The sequence below is a fragment of the Clostridium puniceum genome, assembly GCF_002006345.1.
Taxonomy (GTDB): Bacteria; Bacillota; Clostridia; order Clostridiales; family Clostridiaceae; genus Clostridium; species Clostridium puniceum.
The window spans coordinates 30729-53640 of sequence record NZ_LZZM01000125.1; the positions used below are offsets into that span (position 1 = coordinate 30729).

17 protein-coding genes and 2 pseudogenes are annotated in these 22912 nt (G+C 28.3%); 16 read left to right on the top strand and 3 right to left on the bottom strand.

The annotated features are described in order from the left end of the window. Positions 1–126 precede the first annotated feature (126 nt). The 10 genes and pseudogenes from CLPUN_RS09455 (at position 127) to CLPUN_RS09500 (ending at position 13337) form a co-directional block, all read left to right on the top strand. Entirely contained in the window at positions 127–978 is an 852-nt protein-coding gene (locus tag CLPUN_RS09455) for a MetQ/NlpA family ABC transporter substrate-binding protein (RefSeq protein WP_077847040.1), read from the top strand. Positions 979–1201: 223 nt separating this feature from the next. Continuing rightward, positions 1202–2536 carry an amidohydrolase gene (locus CLPUN_RS09460; protein ID WP_077847041.1) on the top strand — a complete coding sequence of 445 codons (1335 nt, stop codon included), beginning with the start codon at positions 1202–1204 and terminating at the stop codon, positions 2534–2536. A gap of 512 nt (positions 2537–3048) precedes the next feature. Then, positions 3049–3825: an IS1 family transposase gene (locus CLPUN_RS09465; protein WP_143329018.1), complete on the top strand. Its 777-nt coding sequence runs from the start codon at positions 3049–3051 to the stop codon at positions 3823–3825. Positions 3826–4094: 269 nt separating this feature from the next. After that, positions 4095–5135: pseudogene (locus CLPUN_RS09470) on the top strand (amidohydrolase). 12 nt (positions 5136–5147) lie between these two features. Further along, positions 5148–6326, top strand: coding sequence for a metallophosphoesterase (locus tag CLPUN_RS09475; protein ID WP_077847042.1), 1179 nt, complete (start codon positions 5148–5150; stop codon positions 6324–6326). A 150-nt stretch (positions 6327–6476) separates the two neighbouring features. Next, a complete protein-coding gene (locus tag CLPUN_RS09480) occupies positions 6477–8252 on the top strand; it encodes a sensor domain-containing diguanylate cyclase/phosphohydrolase (protein ID WP_077847043.1) in 1776 nt (591 codons plus the stop codon). 433 nt (positions 8253–8685) lie between these two features. Then, entirely contained in the window at positions 8686–8952 is a 267-nt protein-coding gene (locus tag CLPUN_RS09485; protein WP_077847044.1) for a metal-sensing transcriptional repressor, read from the top strand. A 153-nt stretch (positions 8953–9105) separates the two neighbouring features. Further along, positions 9106–11541, top strand: coding sequence for a heavy metal translocating P-type ATPase (locus CLPUN_RS09490; protein ID WP_077847045.1), 2436 nt, complete (start codon positions 9106–9108; stop codon positions 11539–11541). Between the two features lie 251 nt (positions 11542–11792). Then, on the top strand, positions 11793–11993 hold the full coding sequence (locus tag CLPUN_RS09495) for a heavy-metal-associated domain-containing protein (RefSeq protein WP_077847046.1): 201 nt from the start codon (positions 11793–11795) through the stop codon (positions 11991–11993). Between the two features lie 444 nt (positions 11994–12437). Continuing rightward, entirely contained in the window at positions 12438–13337 is a 900-nt protein-coding gene (locus tag CLPUN_RS09500; RefSeq protein WP_077847047.1) for an alpha/beta hydrolase fold domain-containing protein, read from the top strand. A 363-nt stretch (positions 13338–13700) separates the two neighbouring features. Here the strand turns inward: CLPUN_RS09500 and CLPUN_RS09505 are convergent, their stop codons facing one another. Both CLPUN_RS09505 and CLPUN_RS09510 read right to left on the bottom strand, forming a co-directional pair. Next, positions 13701–14903 carry an alanyl-tRNA editing protein gene (locus CLPUN_RS09505; protein WP_077847048.1) on the bottom strand — a complete coding sequence of 401 codons (1203 nt, stop codon included), beginning with the start codon at positions 14901–14903 and terminating at the stop codon, positions 13701–13703. Positions 14904–15550: 647 nt separating this feature from the next. Continuing rightward, positions 15551–16300 (bottom strand): MBL fold metallo-hydrolase, encoded by a 750-nt coding sequence (locus tag CLPUN_RS09510; RefSeq protein ID WP_077847049.1) that lies wholly within the window; start codon positions 16298–16300, stop codon positions 15551–15553. Between the two features lie 445 nt (positions 16301–16745). Between CLPUN_RS09510 and CLPUN_RS09515 the strand changes: the two genes are divergently transcribed. The 5 genes and pseudogenes from CLPUN_RS09515 (at position 16746) to CLPUN_RS09530 (ending at position 20054) form a co-directional block, all read left to right on the top strand. After that, positions 16746–17279, top strand: a complete 534-nt coding sequence (locus CLPUN_RS09515) for a putative ABC transporter permease (protein WP_077847050.1) — start codon at positions 16746–16748, stop codon at positions 17277–17279. Between the two features lie 830 nt (positions 17280–18109). Beyond that, positions 18110–18205, top strand: a pseudogene (locus CLPUN_RS09520) (nucleoside monophosphate kinase); the annotation flags it as partial. A 38-nt stretch (positions 18206–18243) separates the two neighbouring features. Continuing rightward, positions 18244–18390, top strand: a complete 147-nt coding sequence (locus CLPUN_RS29815) for an AAA-type ATPase lid domain-containing protein (RefSeq protein ID WP_479723534.1) — start codon at positions 18244–18246, stop codon at positions 18388–18390. 61 nt (positions 18391–18451) lie between these two features. Further along, on the top strand, positions 18452–18661 hold the full coding sequence (locus CLPUN_RS09525) for a hypothetical protein (protein ID WP_077847051.1): 210 nt from the start codon (positions 18452–18454) through the stop codon (positions 18659–18661). A gap of 211 nt (positions 18662–18872) precedes the next feature. Then, positions 18873–20054 carry a pyridoxal phosphate-dependent aminotransferase gene (locus CLPUN_RS09530; RefSeq protein ID WP_077847052.1) on the top strand — a complete coding sequence of 394 codons (1182 nt, stop codon included), beginning with the start codon at positions 18873–18875 and terminating at the stop codon, positions 20052–20054. 54 nt (positions 20055–20108) lie between these two features. Here CLPUN_RS09530 and CLPUN_RS09535 read toward each other — a convergent pair whose 3' ends face one another. Beyond that, a complete protein-coding gene (locus CLPUN_RS09535) occupies positions 20109–21299 on the bottom strand; it encodes a pyridoxal phosphate-dependent aminotransferase (protein WP_077847053.1) in 1191 nt (396 codons plus the stop codon). A gap of 726 nt (positions 21300–22025) precedes the next feature. Between CLPUN_RS09535 and CLPUN_RS09540 the strand changes: the two genes are divergently transcribed. Next, positions 22026–22880, top strand: a complete 855-nt coding sequence (locus CLPUN_RS09540) for an acetyl-CoA hydrolase (RefSeq protein WP_077847054.1) — start codon at positions 22026–22028, stop codon at positions 22878–22880. The last annotated feature ends 32 nt before the right edge of the window (positions 22881–22912 follow it).

Genomic DNA, 22912 nt, shown 5'->3' on the forward strand with positions numbered 1-22912 from the left:
TATGCAATAGCCTTTAGGCTATTAATATTGTAATTTAAAAGTATATTCATGCATTTAAATACTACTAAAGCTATAAGAAAAATAAAGAATTGATATAGAAAATTTTAAGAGTGGGGAGAATGAAATATGAAAAAGAATTTATTTACAAGAATTATTATAGGGGTGACAGCAGGGACACTTGCTTTAGGTTTAGCAGGTTGTGGAAGTAGTGCAAGTACTGCTAACAAAGTTTCGGAGACAGAAAGTAAGAGTATAAAAATGGGGATTTCTCCAGGACCATATAGTGAATTATTCATTGATGCAGTTAAACCGATATTGGAGAAAAACGGTTATAAAATTGAAGCCATAAATTTTTCAGATTTAAGACAAGCAGATGTAGCATTAACGGAAGGTAGCGTTGATTTTAATGTAGACCAGCATACAGCATATGCAAATAATTTTAATAAGGAAACTAATGCTAAATTAACTCCATTAACACCTATTCCAACAGTGCCAGCAGGAATTTTTTCTAATAAACATACTTCAATCGATCAAGTAGCAAAAGGACAAAAAGTAGCGATCCCTAAGGATCCTTCAAATACAGCAAGAGCATTTAGATTACTTAAAAAAGCTGGATGGATTAAATTAAAAGAAGATGCAAACCCAACAACATTAACTATAAACGATGTTAGTGAAAATACTTATGAGCTTGATATAACTCTAATGGATTCAGCACAAATTCCACGTGCTCTAGATGATATAGATTTTGCTGTATTGCCAGGAAGTATAGTGTATTCATCAAAAATAGATGCTTCAAAATCATTATTATCAGAAGATGTTAGTAAAGAATTACAGCTTGTAGCTATTGTTGATGAAAAAAATAAAGACAGTAAATGGGCAAAAGATATAGTAGCGGCATATAAATCACAAGAATTTAAAGATTATATGGCTGAGCACAATAAAAATAATTATTGGTTTATACCAGAAGAATTAAAATAATTAAACAATATAATCTAAAAGGCAGATAAGTATGATTGATGGAGAAAATTCATTAAATACATATAGTTATCTGCCTTTAAGCACAATAATTTTCATGGAATCATGAGTTTGATATGATTTACATGCATACTATATGTAGAGTCAGGCATTAAGTGAATTAAAATTAAGATTAAAAGTGAACATAAATTCATCCTTTAAATTATTAAGACAGGAGAGAAATAATATGGATAAAATTGAAAAGAAAATAGTAGAAATTATTGATAAAAATAGAGAAAAGATTATTAATTTTGCAAAAGACATATATGAACATCCCGAACTTGGATATAAAGAAGAGAGAACGGCACAAAAGGTACTAGAAATTTTAAAAGAAAATAGCGAAGAAGTTAAAACTAATCTTGCAATAACAGGAATAAAAGGATATTTGAAAAAGAAAAATTCTGAAGATATAAATGTAGCCTTAATTGGAGAATTAGATGCAGTAGTATCTCCCAATAATCCATGGGCAGATAAAAAAACAGGTGCATGCCATGCATGTGGTCATCATACCCAGTTAGCAGGAATAATAGGAGCAGCCATTTCCTTATCAGATGAAGAAATAAAAAATTCCTTAGATGGTAATGTAATATTTTTTGCAGTACCAGCTGAAGAATATGGAGAAATAGAATTTAAACTTTCCTTAAAAGAGAAAAATTTGATTAAGTATGGTGGAGGAAAGAGTGAACTTATAAGAATTGGCGAATTTAATGATGTAGATATTTCAGTAGTTCATCATTCTGATCCAAATGGTTTTGATGTAGTAGTAGGTGATGGGACAAGTAATGGATTTGTGTCAAAAGTTACTAGATATAAAGGTCGAGCTTCTCATGCAGCAGGAACTCCACATTTAGGAATTAATGCAGTAAATGCAGGTTCTTTAGGACTGAATGCAGTAGCTTATCAAAGGGAAACTTTTAAGGATGAAGATTCAGTTAGAGTTCATTCTATAATAACTAAAGGTGGAGGTTTAGTAAATGTTATTCCTGATGAACTTGTAATTGAGAGTTTAGTTAGAGCAAAAAATGTAGAAGCAATCGAAGATGCAAGTAAAAAAGTAAACAGAGCATTTAAATCAGGTGCTTTAGCTGTTGGTGGAGAAGTAGAAATAATAACATCACCAGGATACCTTCCGGTAATACCATTAAAACCATCAGAAGACATTTTAGATATATCAAATAGTTTATTGCCTAATGGATTAGTAAAAGAAATTGAATCTAATAGTCATACAGCTGGTTCAAGTGATGTGGGAGATTTAACACATATAATGCCTACACTAAAATTTGCAACTGGAGGAGTTGAAGGTGGGCTGCATTCAGAATATTTTAAAGTAGTGAACGAAGAAATAGCTTATATTGTTACTGCTAAAATTATGGCATTAACAGCATATAGATTACTAAAAGAAAAAGCTATAAAGGCTAAACAAATCAAGGCAGAATTTAATCCTAAATTTACTATTGAGGAATATAAAAAATATATGGATAAATTTGAAGGTGTGGTTAAAGCAGATTATAGAGAAGAGTAATTAATAATTGAAATCTAATATTTAAAAGATGACTTGAAAAATTAATATTCTATAGAATATTAAACATAGTTAATAATGATAATACAAAAGGATTTTCAGAGTTATTATTAAGGAGAATAATATTTTCATTTGCTTATGTTTCTGAGTGACTTGATTAATTACAAAATTTCAATAGTAATATTTATTTCTAAGTTTGGGGTAAATATTACTATTTTATTTCCATATGATTTGTTTTAAATAAATGTTGTTAGTGTTTAAAATCTTAATTATATGGCAAGTATTGAAAGGAATTAGATATATATTCAATTTAACTAATACACAGTGAATAATTATGAATAATTGTTCTATGTTAATTATCTAATTATAGTGTGTAAATTAATTGAAATAATATTATGCGTGAGGTGGTCTTTTGATACAGAAAAAAGTAAATTCAAAGAAATTAAAATTGCACATAAATAATTTCATCAAAGATAACATTTATAGAAATAAGAAAATTGAATGTTGTCCTATTTGTGGTAGTAATAAGTATATTAGATATGGAAGTTATAAGCAAATCCAAAGATAATAAATGCAAAGAATGTGGAAAAACTTTTTCGAAAGTTACAAATTCTTTATGGAGCTATTCGAAGAAAGACTTAAACAAATGGATAAAATTTATTGAATTAATGATGAAAAGAAAGTCATTAAGATTCAGTGCTGAAAAATTAAATATAAATTTGGCAACAGCATTTTATTGGAGACATAAAATTTTACATGGATTAAAAATCGATAGCATACCTAATAGATTAAACGGAGATGTACATATTAATAAGACTATATTAAAAGAAAATTTTAAGGAAAGTAGAAATATCGTAATAAAAGAAAGAAGGAGAAATATTTGGATTATAGCAGCAAGAGGGAATGAAGATTCAATGCTTGCTATGCCAATATTTAAGGATTGTTGGAATTGGAATATATTTAGCGATAAGATTTACTCAAAAATTGAAAAAAGATCTTATATTGTTGCATATCAAGATAGATATATTCAAATAGAAGCAAAAAAGCATAACGAAAAATTAGTAAAAGAAGTTAAAACTGATGACAGAATAAAATATATTATCATGAATTTAAAAATATGGCTTGGCAAATTTAAAGGAGTTGCAACAAAATATTTGGAAGGATACCTTTCATTTTTTGTACTATTTAATTTGAATAGAAAAATGGACTATATAGATATAATCTCTAATTTGTCTTTCAAAAATATATTTATAAAAACAAAAGAAATTAGTATACAAGAATTGAAAATATAAGATTATTTTGAGTATTTATTAAGAATATAAGATTATTTATAAAAAAACAGCGAATTATCCTTTGAAGGCTAAAAGTTGACCGTAATTTTGTTGGAAACTATAACAACATTTTTTTAAAACATCCTTGATGGAATTTTTAGAGTGAACAGTAAGCATCTGATTATTAAAAGCTATATGTATTAAAGAGGAAAATACGGTATTTGTTTTATCTATTGACACCTTAAGAAGAGATGCTATAATTTAAGCAACAATTAAAAGGGGATAATAGGATGAATAAGGTATTATTATCAATAATAGAGAATTTAAATGATGAACTTATAGGGACATATCGTCAATTGCATGAAAATCCTGAATTACCTAATGAGGAATTTGAAACAACAAAATTAATAAGAAAATTATTAAAAAAAGTTGATATAGAGATTCTTGATTGACCTCTTGAAACAGGGTTTGTAGCACAAATAAAAGGAAATCCTAACGGGACAGTTGTTGCAATTAGATGTGATATTTATGCATTGTCGATCCAAGAAGAGACAAGCTTACCAAACAAATCTAAGGTCAATGGAAGAATGCATGCTTGTGGCCATGATTTTTATGTAGCTGCAATTTTAGGAGTACATAATGTTTCAAATGCAGAAGTTGGGGTTATGGGGATAAAAGCTGGAGCTATGACGGCAGCCGTAGATAGGTTTGAAATTAAGATTACAGGGGTTGGAAGTCATGCAGCTAAACCAGAAAGAGGAGTGGATGCAATTATACTTGCAAGTAATATAGTTACAGCGCTTCAAACAATTATAAGCCGTAATATATGTGCGACAGAAAAAGCACTTTTAAGCGTTACACATATAGAAGTAGTAAATACATGGAATGTAATACCTGAATCCGCATATATTGAAGGTACAGCTAGAACTTTAAATGAATATATACGTGAGTTAATAGCTTGAAGAATGAAGGAAATAATTTTTGGAATAGCTTTATCTTTTGGAGGTAGTGCAGAACTTATTTGGCATGAAGGGTCACCAGCAACAAATAATACGGAAGAATGGGTTGAATTTAGTACAAAAATTGGAGTAAGAGCAGGTTATAATGTGAAAAAAATTTCTATGGGTCTAGAAGGAGAGGATTTTGCATATTATCAAAGGAAGATACCAAGTGCATTTATTGCTGTAGGAACAGGGTTATCTTATGCTCACCATCATCCATAGTGTCAAGTAGATGAGAATGCAGTTTTAAATTGTGCAAAATATTTTGCTAAGTTAGCAGAAGATGGATTAAAGGAACTAGTAGATAAGAACTATAAAAATATAGATTGAGGTAATTAAAAAATGAACAGTAAAATGATATTAGCAGTTTTTCTTATATTAGGTTTGTACATAATCCTTTGTTATTACATTGGAACAAAAGGGAAAAAAATAATTCTAAATAAAAGAGTGAAATTTAAACGCAGATTACATTGGGCAATATATTGGTTAATATATTGGATTATAGCATTAGCTTTTATTTTAAGTAATATGATTAAAGGACTATTAAGTATAGATAATGGATTTTTATCCATACTTGCATTAGTTGGCTATATTTATATTGGAGCTTTTATTTATTTAGCTATGATATTTTTAGTTGTCGATATATTAAGGTTTATTTTAAAGAAAATTAAACTTAGAGATTCAACGAGAGAAATATTAAAAAAGGTATATCTTAATGGGGTTTCAGTATTTATTATAGTGTTTATTATAGTTGGCTTTGGGATTTGGAATGCTCAAAATAAAGTTGTAACTAATTATGAAGTTAACATAGAGAAAAAAGCAGGGGAAATTAAGTCATTAAATGTTGTTATGATTTCTGATGTTCATATGGGAATAGGTATAAAAGAAAATGGTGTAGATAAAATGGTGGATTCAATTAATGAATTAAATCCAGATATAGTTTTGTTTTGTGGTGATATATTTGATGAAAATACATCAACAACGTTAAAAGAATATTCTAGAGAAGTTTTTAAGAAAATAAAATCAAAGTATGGTGTGTATGATATTACAGGAAATCATGAATATGGAGCTGGAGATTTATCAGAGACTATTTCTTATTTTAAGGATGGAAATGTAAAATTTTTGCAAGATGAACAAATAGAAGTAGCAGATAGCTTTTATGTAGTGGGAAGAAATGATCCAGCAAGTAAAAGAATAACAGGTGAAGGTATGAAACCACTTGCGGAAATATTAAAAGATGTTGATAAATCCTTTCCAATTATAGTATTAAATCATAGACCAGAGCAATTAGATGAAGCGGAAGTAGAAAATGTTGACTTACAACTTTCAGGACACACACATAAAGGACAGATATTCCCAGGTAATTTGGTTACAGGTTATTTAAATGAAAAAGATTATGGATATTTGAAAAAAGATAATTTTAATTTAATTGTAAGTTCAGGTTATGGTACATGGGGACCACCAATAAGAATTGGAAGTAATAGTGAAATAGTTAACATTAAGATTAACTTTAAACAATAAGGGACAATATAGGGTTTCTCAATAATAATTATGATTGAGAGACCCTATATTTAACTTACATATTTTTTGTTAGATATTTGGAAGTTATCTGCAATTTTTAAATTTTGGTGTTATAATCATTTTAGATGAACTTAAAGGGGAGAAGTCAGAATGGAATACAATATGTTCAAATTACTAGTGGATAGTATTCCACAACCTATATGGATTAAAGATCTGAATTTAAGATTTATATATGTAAATAAAGAATATAAAAAAATATATAGAAATAAAGATGATGATTTTATTGGATTAAGTGACAATGAAATTTTTGATGAAGCAATAAGTAATGAAGGGTATAAATATTGTAATAAAGTTATAGAGACTTTAGAACCAATTACAGAAGAAGGGTACTTAAATGGAAACTATAGAAAAATTACTATAATTCCACTTATTAACGGAGACAAGCAATTAGTTGCTATAGCTGGCATATATGCAAATTTAAATATAATAAACGAAAAAGATAAGATTATAGAAGAAAAAGAAAATGTACTAAAAGTAGTAATGGAAACACTTCCAGGAATGGTTTTTTATAAGGACAAAGATGGCAAATATGTTTATGCAAATAAAGAATTTAATGATTTTTATAATGGCAAAGGCATGGAGGAATTAATAGGAAAAACAAATTTTGAGATACACCAATCAAAAGAATTGGCAATTAAGTATACCAAAGAAGATACAGAAGTTTTACAAAATAAGCGAAGTGTAAAGGCGGAAACAATACTTCAATCAAAAGATGGAAAAGAGATATATACTGAGGCGGTAAAAGTACCTGTAATAGATAAAAAAAATGATGCTGTAGGAGTGGTTGGACTTATTTTAGATGTTACTGAAAAGAAAAAGTCAGAGGAAGAATTAAAGAGAATAAGTTTTACAGATGTTCTAACTAATTTATATAATAGAACCTATTTTGAAGAAAAAGCAAAGGAACTTTTAAGTGAAGAACATCTTCCAGTGGGAGTAATTATGGGAGATGCAAATGGCTTGAAATTGGTAAATGATACATTAGGGCATAGCCAAGGTGATGAATTATTGAAGCTTATAGCAGAAGCATTAAAGGATGTGTGTATAAATGGAGAATTAATATTCAGAACTGGTGGAGATGAATATGTAATTTTAGTTCCTAATACCACTGATTATGAATGTGAAAATATTATAAAAAAAATAATAAATCAATGTAAAAATTACAAACATGATTTAATTGATGTAAGTATATCCTTGGGATCAGCTATAACTGATAATTTAAACAAAAGCATTTATGATGCTTTAAGAGAAGCAGAAGACAAGGTATATAGACAGAAGTTATTGCAAAAAAACAGTTTGAGCAGTTCCATAATGTATTCGTTGCAAATAGGACTTCAAACTAAGAGCTTGGAAACAGAAGAACATACAGAACGTGTTGTGAATAATTCTTTAATTATTGGGAAAAAATTATCACTGCCTATGTCAGTAATGGATGAATTGACAATTGTTGCAAAGTTACATGATATAGGTAAAATAGCGATAAATGAGGATATTTTACTTAAGCAGGGCAATTTATCGGAAGATGAATTTGAAATAGTAAAAACCCATACAGAAAAGGGATATAGGATTGTAAAAGCATCTAATCAATTAGATAATGTGGCTAAAGGTGTATTGACACATCATGAAAGATGGGATGGCAGGGGATATCCTTTAAAATTAAAAGGAGAAAGCATACCATTGATATCTAGAATTGTAAGTATTGCAGATGCCTACGATGCTATGACTAATAATACTGTTTATAAGAAAGCTTTGAAAAGAGAGGAGGCTATTAGTGAATTGAAAAGGTGCTCAGGAAAGCAATTTGATCCACATATAGTTAAGGTGTTTGTAGAATACCTCAAAGAAGCTTCCGAAGAGATAAGTTAAGTTTATATGAAAATTATAATGAGAAAATATTTTTTATAAGCAAATTATTTTAAAAGGCTTAAAAAATCATGAGGAAATGGGCAAGGTGTGAATTTGATTGAGAGTAATTAAATTCATGCCTTTTTATTATGTCAGGAGATTATAGAATTTGGAAGGGATGAAAAACTGAGTTAATCTAGTTTTAAGGTTCGCGAGTATGAAAAAAGAAATATTGAAAGTTAGAAAATATGTAGCTTCACAAAAAATATAGTTAGGAAAAAAATATAGTCTGACCTTGAATATATAGTTAAGATAGTTGAATAAAAGATATATGTTTGGACAAAAGATATATGGTTAAGCAAAAGATATAGTTTAGAAAAAATATATTGACAAAATAAATTATTGATATATACTTAAAATAACAACACCCCCCGGGGGGGATGGGAGGAAAAACATGAGCGAAGAAAGAAAAAAAGCATTGCAATCATTAAAAACGGCAAAAGGTCAAATCGAAGGAATAATAAAAATGATTGAAGACGATAGATATTGTATAGATGTTGCAAATCAATTAATGGCAGTACAATCTTTAATAAAAAAAGCAGATTTAATGATTCTTCAAGGGCATTTACGCCATTGTGTTAAGGATGCATGCAATAACAATAATCCGGAAGAAAAGATAGAAGAATTTAATAAGGTTTTAGAGAAATTACTTTCTAAATAAATTATGAAGAATGTGCAGAGTGAATGGAATTTAAGTTGTAGAAAAAAATTCTATTTGAGTTGAGAAATATAAAATGAAAGAAAATACATGGCTTTTAACTTTAGTCTTCAACTATAGATATTATTTCAAAAAATAAAGAGGTGAGTTTAGATTATGAATAAAAAAGCATTGAAAATAGAAGGAATGACGTGTTCAGCTTGTGCTAACAGAGTTGAAAGAGTTGTTAAGAAATTAGATGGAGTGGATAGTGCAAATGTTAATTTTGCAACTGAAACGCTGAGTGTTGAATTTGATGAAACGAAGTTAAATAATGAAAATATTGAAGCAGCAGTAGTAAAAGCAGGGTATGGTGTTAAGAAAAATTTGAAGACTTATACTTTTAAAGTCGAAGGAATGACGTGTTCAGCTTGTGCTAATAGAGTTGAGAGAGTTACTGGAAAACTTAATGGAGTTCAAAGTTCAGCTGTCAATTTTGCAACTGAAAAACTTACTTTAAATATTAATGAAGATGAAGTTGGTTATGCTGAAATTAAAGCTGTTGTAGATAAGGCTGGATATAAATTAGTTAAGGACGAAGAGCAAGTAGCAACAGAGAAAAAATTAGAGGAAAGCCAAATATTATTAATTAGATTTATTGTATCCTTAATATTTACAGCGCCACTACTCATAATAACTATGGGGCATATGTTAGGAATGCCGCTTCCACATATAATTGATTCTATGATGAACCCATTAAATTTTGCAATTGTGCAAGTAGTGCTTACATTGCCTGTAATGATAATGGGATATAAATTTTATCGCATTGGTATTAAAAATTTATTTAAATTGAGTCCTAATATGGATTCTTTAATTGCTATAAGTACATTGGCAGCATTTATATATGGATTATTTGGTATTTATAAAATAAATTCTGGTGAAACAGAATATGCAATGCATTTATATTTTGAATCAGCAGCGGTTATTTTAACTTTAATAACCTTGGGAAAATACTTAGAAGCAATTTCAAAAGGTAAGACCTCACAAGCCATTAAGGCGTTAATGAAACTTGCGCCTAAGACTGCAGTTGTTGTGAGAAATAATAATGAAATTGTAGTTCCAGTAGAAGAAGTAGTTGTTGGGGATATGGTTTTAGTAAAACCAGGTGAAAAACTTCCTGTAGATGGTTCTGTTATAGAAGGAAGTACAGCGATTGATGAATCAATGTTAACTGGTGAAAGTATTCCTGTGGAAAAGTCTATAGGAAGTAATGTAATAGGTGCAAGTATTAATAAAACAGGCTTTATTAAATATAAGGCTACAAAGGTTGGTAAGGATACTGCTCTTGCTCAAATTGTTAAGTTAGTAGAAGAGGCACAAGGTTCCAAGGCGCCAATAGCAAAACTAGCAGATATCATATCAGCTTACTTTGTACCTACAGTAATTATGTTAGCTATAATAGCGTCTATAAGCTGGCTAGTAGCTGGAGAAACACCTGTGTTTGCACTAACAATATTTATTGCAGTACTTGTAATAGCGTGTCCATGTGCACTAGGTCTTGCAACGCCAACAGCAATAATGGTTGGAACAGGAAAGGGTGCTGAAAATGGTGTACTTATAAAGGGCGGAGAGGCCTTAGAAATAACACATCAAATAAAGACTATCGTATTTGATAAAACAGGTACTATTACAGAAGGAAAGCCTGTAATTACAGACATTGTAACTAATGGAATTTCAGAAAGTGAAATATTAACCTTAGCAGCAAGCGCTGAAAAAGGATCAGAGCATCCATTAGGAGAAGCAATAGTAAAGGGTGCAGAAGAGAAAAAGCTAGAATTGAAAGCAATAGAAGAATTTAATGCAATTCCAGGTCACGGAATAGAAGTGAAAATCGATGAAAAAGTTATTTTAGTAGGAAATAAAAAATTAATAAATGAGAAGAATATAGATATATCAGTTTTATCAGAAGAATCAGATAGATTAGCAGCAGAAGGAAAGACACCAATGTATATTGCAGTAGATGAAATTCTAAGAGGTATAGTAGCAGTTGCAGATACAGTTAAGCCAAGTAGTAAAAAAGCAATAGAAGCTCTTCATGAAATGGGGATAAAGGTTGCCATGATTACTGGTGATAATAAGAAAACAGCAGATGCTATAGCGAAACAGGTAGGAATTGATATAGTACTTGCAGAGGTATTACCAGAAGACAAGGCAAATGAAGTAAAAAAGCTTCAAGGTAAAAACCAAAAGGTGTCTATGGTTGGAGATGGAATAAATGATGCGCCAGCACTTGCACAAGCTGATATTGGAATAGCAATAGGTTCAGGAACAGATGTTGCAATAGAATCAGCAGATATAGTTCTTATGAGAAGTGATTTAATGGATGTTATAGCTGCAATTAAATTGAGCCGTGCAACCATTAAAAATATAAAACAAAATCTATTCTGGGCATTTGGGTATAACGTACTTGGAATTCCTGTTGCAATGGGTATACTTCATATTTTTGGAGGTCCATTACTAAATCCAATGATAGCAGCAGCAGCAATGAGTTTAAGCTCAGTATCAGTACTTACAAATGCATTAAGACTAAGAAAATTTACAGTCAACAAGTAATAAAAAATTAAAAATTTACAGTTAATAGTTAAGAAAGAATGATTTAAGCAGTTGAACAATTTAAGAAGGTTATGATTAGCAAGCAACAATATACAGTCAAAATTCAAACCGAAAATATACTATTAATTATACTATGTGAATCAATAATAATATGCAGTGAAAATATGTAATTCAAGAAATACCGAAGACGTTTGAGCTTCAACTTTTAACTCAGAATTCTTAACTCTTAACTAAAAGAAAGGTGTGTTATTATGAAAAAGAAAATATTAATTGAAGGTATGAAATGTGAACATTGCGTAGGACATGTGAAGGAAGCCCTAGAAGGATTAGGAGGTACGTCAGTAGAAGTAAGCCTTGAAAATAACTGGGCTATAGTTGAAACAACAAGTAGTGATGAAGAGTTAAAGGCTACAATTGAAGATGAAGGATATGACGTAATTAATATTGAATAAAATGACCAGAAAGATAACATAATAAATCTTCATAATAAAACTATTATAGAACTAATAATAAAGGTAAAGGTCAATATATCTATACAAATAGATATATTGATCTTTAAAATCGTATGTATATGTATTATTTTCACTTATTAACCAGTTTTTATTGACAGTACTATTGTTCAGTAGGAAAATTATTATAGCTTCCATGGATAAAATAAATTTTATTGTAGATAACATGGCAATTAATTCAAAAGAATCAACAACGAATTTTACAAAAATATTAGATTACATAACAAAACAGCTATAAGTATGAAACAAGTTGCAGTTACAGCTTGAAAACCAAGCTATACTTGCACAAGACTTAAATGAATTGATAGAGGTATTTAAAATATAATTTTTAAAGTAAAGGTTATTGTATTTGCTCTAGTTAAAAATGTATCAGAGGGGAGAAGGTGTATGGAAAGCATTCAAAGTAAATTAGCAAAATTTATACTTAGGATTATTAAATTCAATAAAATATGGAACTTAACTGGTGAAGAGTTAAAAGAAAATATAAGGAAAAGGCAGCTTTCAGAAAATCCTGAACCTCCCCAAATAATGAAAAAAAGATTTAATATTGTTAAAAATCAACTTAATGGCTATTTTTATTATGTAATGAAACCATTGGGGAAGACAAGTGAAAAACATATCCTTTATTTTCATGGTGGAGGATATGTTTATGAAATTAATAGTATTCACTGGAATTTTTTAGCTAAGCTATCAAGAGCTTTGAATTGTACAATAACCATTCCAATTTATCCTTTACTTCCAAACCATGAAGGGAAAGAAATTTTCAATATGATTATGCCTATATATGAAAAAATCATATCAGAGGTAAAGGTTAAGGATATGGTAATAATGGGAGATTCAGCAGGCGGAGGAATTAGTCTTGCGCTGGGGGAGCTTTTGAGAAAAAAACAAATGCCACAACCAAGCAACATAATTCTAATATCACCAGCTTTAGATATGTCGTTTACTAATACTGAAATATATAAAATATCAAAACTTGATCCTATGTTAGCATTACCCTCCTTAATTGAAATTGGCAAATTCTATGGAGGCAAAAAAGGAGCAAAACACTATTTGATAAGTCCTATTTATGGTGATTTAAATGGTCTAGGTAAAATCAGTTTATTTACAGGAACAAATGATATATTATATCCAGATGCTAAGAAGTTTAAAAATATGGCTGAAGAAGAGGGAGTAAAAATAAACTATTATGAATATCCTCTAATGATTCATATTTGGCCATTGCTGATGTTTCCTGAATCAAAGAAAGCAAGGGAGCAAATAATTGAAATCATAAGAACATCATAATTTAAGTTTATTTATATTAGATTGTTTATTTATATATGTTGCAATAATAAATCTACATCTAAAAACTTGTAATTATAATCATCTGCAAATAATTTATAGACATAAATATAATATATATATTCTAATAAATAAACTACATACACTTAACTCATATTCAGCTACTGTATATGAGTTAAATGTACCAAATTAATTAGAACCTATATATTAAAGTAAAATTTACAGCAATTAACTTGCTATTATTAAGTAAAATTTATGACTATTAAATTGCTACTATAATCAGAATTTATTAGAGTTAGTTTGTTATTATAATTAGAACTTCTAGTAAGTACTATAATTACAATTAATTTTAAAGTCTTATAATTACTAATTTAAAGTTTGCTTTATTTTGTTGACAGCATAATCTAAGGCACTTTCAAGGTTAGCATTATTTTTACCAGCACCTTGAGCTTGGAGTGGACTTCCGCCTCCTTTACCATCAATAAGAGATATAGCATCTTTTAATAGGTCATTCATTTTTACATCTTTAACATCTTTAGAGCAGGCAAATATAAGATTTACTTTGTCATCAGATTTTATGGCCATTAGAGCAATTGTATTTTGATTTTCAACAAGCTTAGAAGTAAGATTGTTTACATACTTTAGATTTTCGTCGTCAAATATTTCTTTGATAATTCTTATATTATTTACTTTAACTGCATTATCAAGAATTTCTTTAACTTGGTATTTCGCAAGTAAAATATTTAAGCTCTTATTATTTTCATTGGCTTCACGCAAGCTTTCATTTAAATTTTTAATTCCATTTATAGCTTCATTTTCATTACAATTTAAGTATTTGCAAATAGAGTTTTGAAATTCATCCTTTTTAAACGAATCAGAAACAGCACGTTTACCAGCTAAGAATTCTATTCTTGTACCTTCTTTGTGCTTTTCGAATTTCTTTATTTTAATAAGTCTTAAATCTTGTGTTGATGCAGGATGAAGACCGCAACAAGCATTAATATCAAAATTACCAATTTTAACAACTCTTATATCTTCAGCAGTATTTGGAAGTGCACGTCTAAGTGATAGTTTTTTCAATTCAGCTTTAGTTGGAACAAAGGATTCCACAGGTATAGCCTCACCTATAGCTTTATTTGCAAGTCTTTCAGCTTCTCTTATCTGATCTTCAGTAAAAACTCCATAAATATCAACAGAGCTTATATCACTGCCTAAATGTATTGCAAAGGTATTTGCATTGAAAAGATTGAAGAAAGTACCTGATAAAACGTGTTGGCCTAAATGTTGATGCATACCATCAAGTCTTCTTTCCCAGTCAATTTCACATTTAACTCTATGTATTTTAATAGGTTTCTTTTCAACTACGTGATAAATAACATCCTCCTTTTCATAAACATCAAGAATTTTTTGATCTTCTAGAGTGCCAAGGTCACAGCTTTGACCGCCACCACCTGGGAAAAATGCTGTTTTATCTAATGTAACATGAAATTTATTGTCAAAATCTTTTATATCAACAATTTCAGCAGTAAATTCCTTAAGATATTGATTGTCATAATAAATTTTTTCCATATGTAAACTGTCCTCCACAAAATATATTTTTATCTAAGGCTCAGCTATATATAGTATTAAGTAATAGTTTGTGCAACCTGAGTCTAAGAATAATTTAATAATATTATTATAACAGATAGAAGATTATTAAGCATATTCAAAGATAAGTAAAAAGTTATCTAGAAAACATAAAGTGAAAAATGTTTAAATAACATAAAGTAGAAGATTGTCTCAAAAATATAAAGCAAAAAAGTTGGTTAGAAAAATAAAATTAATATATTAGATAGCCACATATATAACGGTTCTCTAATATATTAATTTTATATAATCTGTTTTAAAGAAATGTTGTTATGAATTTTCATCCATAACAATATTTTTTTAAAGTATGTTATTGTGTACCAGCTTACTTTAAATACTTGTCCGTTCTAAAATCTATTAGAATGTTAACAACATTTATTTAAAACATTCACCTAAATAAAAATTTTGATAAATACTTAGGGTATAGGGCTATAAATTTGTGCATTATTAATTAAGATTTTTCATAATTAAAATATAAAATAATTAGATACAAAATACTTTGTATTTACATTAGGTGAACATACTATAATGTTGATGAAGAAAAATATATAAATTAATTATCAAATTTCCTCAATTAGTTGAATTACTAATTATAATTTCATGATTGTATCATTTTTTAATGAACTTAAACCTTCAGGTGTATGAGTTGATAAATATACTGTATTATTTTCTTTTATAAAAGATCTTACACCGTTCAATGTTTCTTTTGCTAAGTCTTTATCTTCAAAAACAACTGATAATTGATTTTGTCTTAAAGCTTCATCAGTATAAGTAATATCACCATGAATCATATAATGTTTGTCACCATCTTTAACTAAAATTAAAGAATTACCAGTAGTATGTCCATAAGCAGGAATCATAACAATATTTTCACTTATAATTTCACTTTTCTCGAAGTTTTTGTATTCTCCATCTTTAAAATCAACTCTAACTACATTTTCACCATTTAAATTCATTGCATCTGCTTCTATGCGAGAAAGATAGATTTTAGCATGGTCAAATAATCTTAATTCACCAGCATGGTCTGGATGCTTGTGAGTTAAAAGTACTTTAGTAATATCCTTTGGTTCATATCCTATAGATTTTAAAGCTGTTTTGAAATCTGCAACTTTTTCACCCATGTATAACATTTGATCAGGCTTAGGCTCAAAATCAGGAGTTTCAACTGGTAGCCCTGTATCTACTAAAATAACATCATTACCTGTATCAACTAAATAATTTTGTAAGCTTGCTCCATATTTTTTGTTAGGGTTAATTTTTTCTTTTTCAAGTGAGCCTCCTAATGCAAAGGCTTCTTTCATTTCTCCATTTTTGTAAAATTCTAAAGCTAATATTTTCATAATTCATTCCTCCAATATGTTTTTATAAAATAAAATTTAAGTATATTTTTTAAAATTTAATTGAGTTCAATTTAATCTCTAAATAAATATTACTGCTATTTATAATATTTGTCAATAAGATTATTTAAAATTTTATTATGTATGTTGCAATAATACAATAACCTTCAAAAGGTTATAAGCTGAATAAATGACTGAATATATGAGATAAAGAACTAATTACAACGTATATATAGGTTCTGATTAATTTGCACCATTAAAAACCATGCATACTAGATAAGTATATGTAGTTTATTTATTGAAATGTATATATCATCTTAAAAATTATTAGAAATTTTATTATGGATAGAAAATGTAAAGTATAGAAATACTAAATTTAGTTTAAAGTTTCTATTAATTATATTAGTATTGTTTATCTAAACTAATTTCAAGGGAGGCGCTTAAAGCTATGAATTTACTATTTTATTTGCTATTTAATTTTATAATATACTCTTTTATGGGGTGGATAATAGAAGAATTATATACTTTCATTATTACAGGAAAGTTTAAAAAGGAAGGTTTTTTGAAGGGACCATTTAAACCTATGTATGGAATTGCAGTTACTTATTTAATTTTATGTAATGAAATATTAGATATTAATAGGATTCCTTTAATATTATTATGCTTTTTAATTCCAACAACGGTTGAATATATAAGTGGAGCTGCGCTTAAATATATTTTTAATAAGGTTTATTGGGATTATTCTAGCTTTAAATATAACATACATGGATTTATAACTCTTAAGTTTTCCTTATATTGGACATTGCTCAGCTTTGTAGGAGTATATTTCTTGCAGCCAGCTATACATAATTTTTATGAACAATGGGAAAGAAATTTAATCATAGGAATTTGCTTTTTTTCAATCATATTTATAATAGATTTAATTTTAACTTTACAGAATTTTAAGGAAAGCATAATTCTAGGGAATGAGAACTTGGAGTAGATAGCTAATAAAAATAATAGATACAATTTATGTTCTTTACATAGAAATTTATAATAATCTTCATGATTCTATAATAAGATATACAATAAAGTGCCCATTATTTATGAAGGCATATAAATAATGGCACTTTGTTGCGTATGTATATAAATATATTTTTATTTATAAATTATATTATATAAAGCAGTTAATTTATCAGTTAATCTATCAAATGCTTGTAGTGAGTTTTTAATTTTTTTATATGAAATACAATAAACTAATCTAAAATGTCCCAACCATCTTAAAGAAGAAGTAAGGACAAGCAATAGATTGAATTTTTTATTATCTTCAATTGGAGCTTTAGGCAAGAGATAATGATTTACTGTATTAGTAAGCTATAAAGTTATTGTTATAGTAATTTAATATACAAAGTACTTCAATCATCATAAACTATTTCTCTGTAAAGTTCAAATGTTCATTTTAATTAACAAAGATAAACGAAAATGATTAAAACTTGTTTCGTGAAAGCTTAAATCAATAAAAATTTAAATTAAAAGATGTTACAAATCTGATAGGGTGTAAAAAAGTATCAGAGGTGTTTAAAGCTGAGAAGCTTTAATTAACTATAAATGAATAAATTAAAAACCTTATTACATTTGTTTAAGAAAAATCTAATGAATAAAATCACTTTTGGTATAAATATTGCTTAAATATAATTTAGCATAGCTAACTGATTTACTTTTTTAGAAATATATATGATTATTTATACACAATGTATTGTATTTATTTAAATTGTGGAAAGATATGTGTCCATAATTTATTAAAAGAAAATATAAAATTAGGAGGAGATTTTTTTGAGAATTATATTATTAGGTGCACCTGCATCGGGAAAAGGTACTCAAGCCAAATTAATTAGTAAAAATTTTAACATACCACATATATCTACTGGGATATCTTTAGATTTAATATTGTTCAATTGAATTAGCACATGGGAGGTACGTTCAAAAAATTTGTAAAGGAAATGACTAAAGAAGAGATTAAAATTACAAAAGAATTAGAGGAAAAATTAAAGGAACATATGTGGTTAGGAAATATAAGAAAACTGAAAATATTGCAGAAAGATATAGTTTGTTAAAAGGCACAGATAAATATGATCAGATTTTAGGAAGTGAAAGTATGGAGCATTCTAAAAAATAATGATTGATGATAGTATGAAAATAGATTTAGATGAGATAAATAGAGTGATTGAAGATTTAGTAATACAAAATTTAATTAATAAGGGATTGGGAAAGAATGAAATTGCTGGAATTAATGAAAAATATGCTAAATTAATATTAGAGTATTTTAAATTTATTAAATATTTTCAGCTGTTTTATATTATGAAAAATTTACATAATAATAATTAATATGATATACTTGATTATAGTAAATTATTATATTGAAAAGTATTTTTGTAATTGTTTAAGGTACATTATAGAAAATAATACGCCAGCATGCTAGTAGTATATTTCGTGCTATACTTCGTCAGCATGTTAGCCTAATAGACCTAATATGAGGCAAACATATTTTCTTGTATAGTACGAAACATACATAATAAAAATAGTTGGGGTGAATTTTATGTTTTCGGAAAAAATTATAAAAAATTTAAATAATTCTTCATGGATTAGAATTATGTTTGAAGAAGGAAATAGAATTACTAAGATATTTGGAGCTGATAATGTTTATAATTATAGTTTGGGTAATCCTATAGATGAACCTCCCATTGAGACAAAGGAATCCCTTAAAAAGTATATTTTAAATGAAGAACAAGGATTGCATAGATATATGAGTAATGCAGGATTTCCAGATGTCCGTGAAAAAATTGCAAAGGCCGTGCAGGAGGAAAGTGGTGTAAGTTTAACTGGAGAAAATATAATAATGACTGTTGGAGCTGCAGGTGGTTTAAATGTAGTATTTAAATCCATACTTAATGATGGAGAAGAGGTTATAATATTTTCACCATACTTTTGGGAATATAATTCTTATGTAGAGAATAATGGAGGAAAGATTGTATTTGTATCCCCTGATACTGCAACCTTTCAGCCAGATTTGAAAGAATTTGAAGAAAAAATTACATCAAAAACTAAGGCTGTAATTATTAATTCTCCTAATAATCCTACAGGTGTTGTATACAATGAAGAATGCTTAAAGAGTATGGCGGCAATTATAGAAGCTAAGGAAAAAGAGTATGGAAATAATATTGTTATTGTTTCTGATGAACCTTATAATAAAATTGTTTTTGATGGGATTAAGGTACCTTCAATTTTAAGAATTTTTAAAAATGCCATTAAGGTAGATTCTTTCAGTAAAACCTTAGGTCTTGCTGGAGAACGAATTGGATATATCGCTGCTAGTAGTAATATTGAAAATATTGACACTTTAATGAAAGCGTTAGAATACTGCAACCGTACACTTGGTTTTGTAAATGCGCCAGGATTATTCCAAAAGGTTATAGGAGATTCATTAAATGCAAAAGTAAATGTAGAAGCGTATAAAGAAAAAAGAGACTTCTTATATGATAATCTTACTCGTTTAGGATTTGAATGTGTTAAGCCACAAGGAGCTTTTTATCTATTTCCTAAGACTTTAATTCCAGATGATGTGGAATTTTGTAAAGCAGCTACGAAATATAATTTGCTTCTTGTGCCTGGTTCAGGATTTGGATGTTTAGGTTATATGAGAATTGCATATTGTGCGGAGTTTGATATGATAAAAAAATCTATACCAGCATTTGAAGCCTTAGCTAAAGAATTTAAATAATTGATAGTTTTTATAATGAGCTACTATAATAGGTAGCTCATTTTGCAACAATGTTTATTTTAAGTTATATAACGCTGCAAGCTTATCAAATGCAGGCAATGAGTTTTTAAGTTTTTCATATGAGATGCAATAAGCTAATCTAACATGGCCAGGGCATCCGAAGGTTGAACCTGGGACAAGCAATAAATTAAATTGTTTTGCATCTTCACAGAATTTTTTATCATCCTCAATTAGAGATTTAGGGAACATGTAAAATGTACCTTGAGGTTTAATACATTCAAAGCCGAGAGAGATTAAGTGATTATATAAAAGGTCACGATTTTTCTTGTAACTGCTAACATCAACTTCTGCATATAAGGATTTCGCAATGACTCTTTGAAATAATGAGGGAGCATTTATAAAACCTAAAATTCTGTTTGCAACTTTTAATGCAGAGGTCATTTCCTCAAAACCATCCATTAACGTGTTTATAACCACATAGCCTATACGTTCACCTGGCAAAGATAACGATTTACTATAAGAATAGGCTGTAAAAGTATTATTATAATATTTTAAAATGCAAGGCACGAAAGTATCATCATAAATTATTTCTCTATAAGGTTCATCTGAGATTAAATAAATTGTTGTATTTAATTCTTTTTGTTTTTCATTTAGAAGATTAGCTAAACCTTGTATTACTTCTTCTGAATAAACAACGCCAGTAGGATTATTTGGGTTATTTATTATTAAAGCTTTAGTTTTAGACGTTATGTTTTCACTTAAAGCTTTTAAATCAGGTTCAAAGGTTCCTGGAGTAGTTGGAGAAATTATAAATTTACCACAAAAATTGTTAACATAGTGGTTATATTCACCAAAGTATGGTGCAAAGGCAATAACTTCATCATCAGGATTTAAAATTGATCTTAAAATTATATTCAATCCACCTGCAGCCCCGCAAGTCATAACAATATTATTTCTAGAAAGAGTTAAATCATGTTTTTTATTTAAAAAAGCACTAACATCATCCCTAACATCATCATAACCTGAATTATTCATATATCCATGAATATAATTAGGTGTTTCTTCATTTAAAATTTCATTTATAACTTTCTTTATACTCTCTGGAGGTTCAACATTTGGATTGCCTATACTGTAATCAAAAACATTTTCCTCTCCATAAATCTTTGATAATCGCATCCCTTCTTCAAACATAGCCCTTATTATGGAATTGTTCGAAATAACAGATTTCATAGTATTTGATATCATTTCTTTAGCCCCCAATATATTTTATTAATGTTATAATTTTATCATATTTTCAAATAAGAAAGGTATAATAGTGTTAAATTTTATAAAATATTTTAATTTTAGTAGAAGCTGTAGAAGGAAATTTTATATTATTTTAAACAAATTTTCTAGATGAGTAGTACTAAGGTTAGAGACATTCTTTTATATCATAAAAAGAAAAATATTTTAGATACAAGAGGTGTGATGAAAAAAATCATCACTACTAATTCAATTATGAATTTAAAATAAAAGTCCTAAAACAGAGTTTTATATTCTATTTTATGAAGTTTAATGAAAAAAATCATCGTTTTAAATAACGTTTTCTGATAACATTTTCATATTGCGAAAAATATATTTAAATTTAAAAATATTTTATAGAAGCAATTAATACACGAAATTGAGTGTTTACAATACATTTCGATATTATTAGGTAATATTTCAAGACAAACATAAATACTTTGGCACAATCATTGCTATATATAAATTATATAAAGGTTCTACTTAAAAACTTAAACAAGAAATTATTTAAGATATATATGTTGCAATTAGTTATTTACATCATATGTCTGGTTATTTATTCAGTGTATAGCCTTTTTTATGTAATTTTATTATTGCAGCATATATAAGGCTAAGCTTTTCTTAAATACTTATAAATTAAGTTAATATAGTTGAAGGAATAACCGAAGAAAATTTGAGGAGGCTATTAATATGGCGTTAGAATTTAATCCTATGAGAAGTTTGATTTATGTTGATTGTGTGAAGGAAGATTATCGTATTAAACTAGAAAATTGGTTATATAGATATCATGTGCCAGATAGTATATCACAATTTGGACCTTATGTATCAAAATATGCATTTTATGCAGCATTACCTACACCACCAGAAGGGGAAAGGTTTGGTTTAACAAGAATGCAGTTAACAGAACATTATTGGATGGTTAATCCAATGACTGCTAATTTTCAACTAAAAGCATTTACAGAATTCTTTCCATTAGATGTATTAAAGTGGCAAGGCAACATTCCAGATGATGGAGATGATATAGTAGATAAAGCTAATACGACAAATATGGAAGGTGATAATGCAAGAGCAGCAGGTGGAGATAATGGAATGCCTCCATTTATCTTTGCATTTGTTCCAGTATGTTGGGAGGAAGATTTTAAAGGACAAGGAAGAACTATAGAAGATGGACCAAATTATCGTTGGCAATTTGTAATGAAATACCCAGAAGGTGTTTCAGCAGAAGAAGGAGATAAATGGTTTTATGAAGAAGTAATTCCTAAATTTAAGGACATGCCGGAGGTTAATAGAATATTATCAAGTAAAATTATTAAAGAAGTAAATGGATGTCAATTCCATCGTGTAGTAGAAATGTGGTTTGAAGGTCCTTCTGCATGGCATAAATGTGCAGTAGAAAGAGCGAAGGAGATTTCAAAACCAGCTTGGGCTCAATATGATCAATTCCCATATTTAAGACCTAAATTTGAAATTGCAAGTTTATTCTTATCTGATATTGCAAGAAGTGATAATTATTCACAATATAGAGGATATATAACTATGCGTTAAGCAATAGTAATAATTAATAACATAGTAAATGA